Below are 4,436 nucleotides of genomic sequence, written 5' to 3' on the forward strand. Positions count from 1 at the left end.
TGGCGTAACTCTTAGGGATAAGCGCCGGCGGCGGAGGGGCTACCTTTACACTACCTTCTGTGCCATGTTGCTCACAGTATCGACAGCCGTATTTTTCACGGATATAACGGGTAACTTGCACGTGAGCGGGTATAAACTCAAGCTCTTCACGCACTTCTCCACCCATCACGTGCATCGGCTGATGGCAGCAATCACACGCCTGCTCCCCGGACGGTAGGTGAATAATAATTTCCCTACGCGGCAGATGGGGTGGGAGTCGTGGGCGGCGTTTTTTTGCAGGCGAAGGAACAGTTGCATCCGGGACGGCATCGTCCGTAATACTATCATTGACGTCAGATAATTGGGTTTCACAGGCTTCGTCATCGCTGGGCGCCCCGTCGGGTCGATGCGCCTCAACTTCAGCTTCGTTAAAAACCTCACCCTGCGGGGAAAGCGGCTCGGCGCTGCGCCCAAAGCGTTTTCGGCGGCAAAGATTCAACTCTTCCAGCAGAATTTGGTATTTTTCCTGCCAATGAAGATTTTCGCGCTGAAAATCAACGATAATCTGTTTTAGCAAATTGATATCGTTGGGTAAGTTATCTATCGAGATATTCATGACGTGACTTTACCATGCCGCGGCAAAATCCTCCGCAAAATTTAACTGGCTATCCTGCAGTTGAGTGGTTGGTGCAGGCGCATTTTAGCCAGGTCGACACCAGCGAGCAACCAGTACCACTGTTCTTCGGTCAATTGTAAGGTTTTTTGACTGGCAGCAGGCCAACGGAAAAAATCTTGCTCCAGGCGTTTGTACCAGAGACAGAAACCGGTTTTATCCCAGTAAAGGGCTTTTACCTTGTCACGATGTCGGTTGCAGAAGACGAACAGGGCCTCATCGAAAGGGGAATGTGCCATATCCTGCTCGATAATCAGCAACAGGCCGTTGATACTTTTACGAAAGTCGACATGACCTGAATAGAGGTAAATGGCCGGCACTTCGACAAACATCTTCATGGTGCCATCTCGCGAATGAAGGTTGCCAGCCAACACGGCGAAATTCCGCTTGTCAGCCGTAACGTACAGTGAGACAGCTCCAGGGTGATAATCGAATGCGTTTGTGCCTTCTCTATCGTGGAGATTTTAGTCGTCAACTTTTCATCCCCGGAGGTCATAATAGCATTCGGCGCCATGGCGTGAATAAAATGCGTGGGCTGTTCTTCCACAGGATAAAGCCGCTTTTTTGCATTGCAGAATGCGCTGCGGGTAATCCTATTCTGACGACAATACTGAGTTGGATTTAATCCAGAACATTGCTGAGCTTCAATGATGGCTCGCCATTCATCATCTGTACGGTAAACTTCCATCTGATATTTCTCCTCAATTTTTAGAGATGAACATGATGGCAAATTAGAAGAAGTAAAAAAATGTGCGGATTTAACGACGCTTACGGTATATGGTACCAATAATCAATTTCCTTGTTCTACCAATATGTCTGTTGATCATCCCATCTCCCTCTATGCTGCCACCAAAAGAGCTAATGAGTTAATGGCGCCTGCTTACTCTCATCTGTATAATTTGCCGACCACTGGGTTACGTTTTTTTACCGTTTATGGTCTTTGGGGCCGGCCAGATATGGCATTATTTAAATTTACTAAAGCTATTTTGGAGATGAAACCGATAGATGTATATAATAATGGTGATCTGAGCCGCGACTTTACTTTTGTTGAAGATATTGTTGAAGGAATATTATCGATTGCTGATATTATTCCGCCAAAAAAGAGCGATAAATCTTTAACGGCTAGTAGTGATGCGCCTTATCGTATTTATAATATTGGTAATGGGCAGCCAATAAAATTATTGGATTTTATTTCTGCTCTCGAGCAGGCATTAGGACAAAAAGCCATTAAAAATATGCTGCCGATGCAAGCCGGTGATGTCCATACCACCTGGGCTGATACCAAAGATTTGTTTTCGTTAACTGGTTATCGGCCACAGATTTCGATTAAAGAAGGGGTGAAAGCTTTTGTTGACTGGTATCGGACTTATTATCACGTTTAGCCTGGATCTAAATATTTGAGAGGTTAGTTTTGAAAATTGCTATTGCAGGAACAGGTTATGTTGGCCTGTCGAATGCGATGTTGTTAGCGCAACATCATGAGGTGGTTGCGTTAGATATTATTGCTGAAAAAGTAACAATGCTGAATAACCAGCAATCCCCCATAGTGGATAAAGAAATTGAAGCGTTCCTAACAGAAAAAAAATTGAACTTTAGGGCAACGACGGATAAACAACACGCTTACCAGGGGGCAGATTATGTGATTGTTGCTACCCCGATTGATTATGATGCCAAAACCAATTATTTTAATACTTCTTCTGTAGAAGCAGTAATTGATGATGTAAACCAAATTAATCCAGCCGCTAGCATTGTTATTAAGTCAACCATCCCGGTGGGGTTTGTCGCCCGCTTGCAACAAGAGAAAGGGTATAAAAATATCATTTTTTCACCGGAGTTTTTACGTGAAGGCAGAGCGCTATATGACAATCTTTATCCTTCTCGTATTGTGGTGGGTGAACGTTCCGAACGTGCCAAGATTTTTGCCGATTTATTATTAGAAGGCGCACTGAAAAAAGATGTTACGGTGCTATTTACTGATGCCACTGAAGCGGAAGCGATAAAATTATTTGCCAATACTTATCTAGCGATGCGAGTGGCCTATTTTAATGAGTTAGATACTTATGCTCATAGTCGCGGACTGGATAGTCGCCAAATTATTGAGGGTGTTTCACTTGATCCGCGTATTGGCAGCTACTATAACAACCCCTCTTTTGGTTATGGCGGTTATTGCTTACCAAAAGATACCAAGCAGTTGTTGGCTAATTATGATGATGTACCAAACAATTTGATTAATGCGATTGTAGAATCGAATCGAACGCGTAAAGATTACATTGCTGAAAGGATTATTAGTCAAAATCCGCAAAAAGTAGGCGTTTACCGATTAGTGATGAAAGCTGGCTCGGATAATTTCCGCGCATCGGCAGTACAGGGAGTGATGAAACGGATCAAAGCAAAGGGAATTGAAGTGGTGGTTTATGAGCCGGTTTTAAAACAAAGTGAGTTCTTCCACTCCAAAGTGATCACTGATTTGGCCGATTTCAAAGCCCAGTGCGATATTATTTTGGCCAATCGATTGGTGCCGGAACTGGAAGATGTAAAACAGAAAGTTTATACCCGCGATCTATTTGGTCACGATTGATAATTAGCCATATTCTGACGCCAATCGCAGCTTAAGATTGGCGTTTTGATTATTGCTGATTTGCCAATTTTCATCACTGGCGAGTCACCATAGTTTCGAGCGCTGGCATCTTCTTGGGGTCTTGCTGATAATCAAAAAGTAACACTTACCTTTAGTTGATCGGTATAGTTGCCACTAGTAGGTGTATTTTGACCAGTTAAAATTTGCGCCAAATAATTGTAGGTACGCGTTAGTTGATCGGCACTGATAGTGGTAGAATTGGCACTAGACCATAGTTGGCTGCCACTTGATCCCCAGCGAGTGGTGGTGTTGCCTTGATAAATATCATAGCTGATCAGATTACTGCCATTGGCCATATTACGAACGCTATTAACTGCATTTTGCCCATTATCGATTCCTACATTATAGAGACTGCCTTTGGTGCAGGTAATAGAGATAGTTTGCGATACACTAGGAAAGCTACTGAGTAATGGTTGGTTGCCAAAATTGACGTTAGGCGCGGTGATGGTTGAGCAATCAGGCCCATTCCCAGTCGAAATGCAACAAACCCATAAAACGTTATGCAGCCATTAGATGAGCTAAAAATACTTCATTTGGAGAAAAATAGCCCAACGATTTTCGTCCCCGAGTATTAAGTATGTGCTCAAGTTCTGCAATCTCGTTGTCCGTGACTGAGTTGAAGTCCGTTCCTTTTGGGTAAAAACGGCGGATAAGTCCGTTACTGTGTTCATTTAAACCACGCTCCCATGAGTGATAAGGCCTGGCAAAGAAGACATTAGCACCGGTGATCTCAGTTATCTGTTTATGCATGGAGAACTCAGAACCGTTATCGGCCGTCAAAGTTTTAAAGTCACAGAAGGTATTTGCTACAATAAGCGTGTTGCTTAATAGTGAAATAAGGGTGTTTCGGTGATTGAAGTAAATTTTACGCTGTTCTGAGATGGAAATTCCAAAGACCTGCGCTAAGGAGTAAGAAGGTATCATCAATAAAGGGTCTACGATTCCGTAAAATTTGGGTCATGCAACCGAGGCGCTTGATACCCGCGATGGCGTGTTCAACTGTAATACGGATGCCCGAGATTATTTTATTTTCTTGTTTTTGTTCAGGCGATAAAGGTCTTTTTCGAGTTCCTTTTTTTGGGATTTGTGTATTAGGATGCTGTTTATCTATACCTTGAAAACCGGTATCTGCCCAGATGGTTACCT

The 4,436-nt window shown here is 43.3% G+C and carries 8 protein-coding genes; 2 read left to right on the top strand and 6 right to left on the bottom strand.

The annotated features are described in order from the left end of the window. The 3 genes from CBG25_RS15035 to CBG25_RS15045 all read right to left on the bottom strand — a co-directional run. Nucleotides 1-595: IS66 family transposase zinc-finger binding domain-containing protein (locus tag CBG25_RS15035; RefSeq protein WP_290604957.1), on the bottom strand; the 595-nt coding region annotated here is incomplete at its 3' end. 41 nt (nucleotides 596-636) lie between these two features. Then, entirely contained in the window at nucleotides 637-990 is a 354-nt protein-coding gene (gene tnpB / locus CBG25_RS15040) for an IS66 family insertion sequence element accessory protein TnpB (RefSeq protein WP_290604955.1), read from the bottom strand. Continuing rightward, complete coding sequence (locus tag CBG25_RS15045) at nucleotides 987-1,340, bottom strand: hypothetical protein (RefSeq protein ID WP_290607640.1); 354 nt, start codon at nucleotides 1,338-1,340, stop codon at nucleotides 987-989. Before CBG25_RS15045 ends, tnpB begins: the two co-directional genes overlap by 4 nt. Before the next feature lie 16 nt (nucleotides 1,341-1,356). Here CBG25_RS15045 and CBG25_RS15050 point away from each other — a divergent pair, with 16 nt between their 5' ends. Both CBG25_RS15050 and CBG25_RS15055 read left to right on the top strand, forming a co-directional pair. Further along, complete coding sequence (locus CBG25_RS15050; protein WP_290607646.1) at nucleotides 1,357-2,034, top strand: NAD-dependent epimerase/dehydratase family protein; 678 nt, start codon at nucleotides 1,357-1,359, stop codon at nucleotides 2,032-2,034. 29 nt (nucleotides 2,035-2,063) lie between these two features. Then, complete coding sequence (locus tag CBG25_RS15055) at nucleotides 2,064-3,230, top strand: nucleotide sugar dehydrogenase (RefSeq protein WP_290607642.1); 1,167 nt, start codon at nucleotides 2,064-2,066, stop codon at nucleotides 3,228-3,230. A gap of 131 nt (nucleotides 3,231-3,361) precedes the next feature. Here CBG25_RS15055 and CBG25_RS15060 read toward each other — a convergent pair whose 3' ends face one another. The 3 genes from CBG25_RS15060 to CBG25_RS15070 form a co-directional block, all read right to left on the bottom strand. Beyond that, nucleotides 3,362-3,796 carry a spore coat U domain-containing protein gene (locus CBG25_RS15060; protein WP_366212790.1) on the bottom strand — a complete coding sequence of 145 codons (435 nt, stop codon included), beginning with the start codon at nucleotides 3,794-3,796 and terminating at the stop codon, nucleotides 3,362-3,364. After that, nucleotides 3,789-4,214: an IS30 family transposase gene (locus CBG25_RS15065; RefSeq protein ID WP_290607644.1), complete on the bottom strand. Its 426-nt coding sequence runs from the start codon at nucleotides 4,212-4,214 to the stop codon at nucleotides 3,789-3,791. The genes CBG25_RS15060 and CBG25_RS15065 overlap by 8 nt, the downstream gene beginning before the upstream one ends. Continuing rightward, nucleotides 4,156-4,436 (bottom strand): transposase family protein (locus tag CBG25_RS15070; protein ID WP_290603775.1); only part of this gene is annotated, 281 nt, incomplete at its 5' end. The genes CBG25_RS15070 and CBG25_RS15065, both read right to left, overlap by 59 nt.

The sequence above is a fragment of the Arsenophonus sp. ENCA genome, assembly GCF_002287155.1.
Lineage (GTDB): Bacteria > Pseudomonadota > Gammaproteobacteria > Enterobacterales > Enterobacteriaceae > Arsenophonus > Arsenophonus nilaparvatae.

What these genes read in the sequence shown, in the direction of transcription:
- tnpB (WP_290604955.1), bottom strand. Translation starts at nt 990, where the DNA reads ATGAAGATGTTTGTCGAAGTGCCGGCCATTTACCTCTATTCAGGTCAT.
- CBG25_RS15045 (WP_290607640.1), bottom strand. Translation starts at nt 1,340, where the DNA reads ATGGAAGTTTACCGTACAGATGATGAATGGCGAGCCATCATTGAAGCT.
- CBG25_RS15065 (WP_290607644.1), bottom strand. Translation starts at nt 4,214, where the DNA reads ATGATACCTTCTTACTCCTTAGCGCAGGTCTTTGGAATTTCCATCTCA.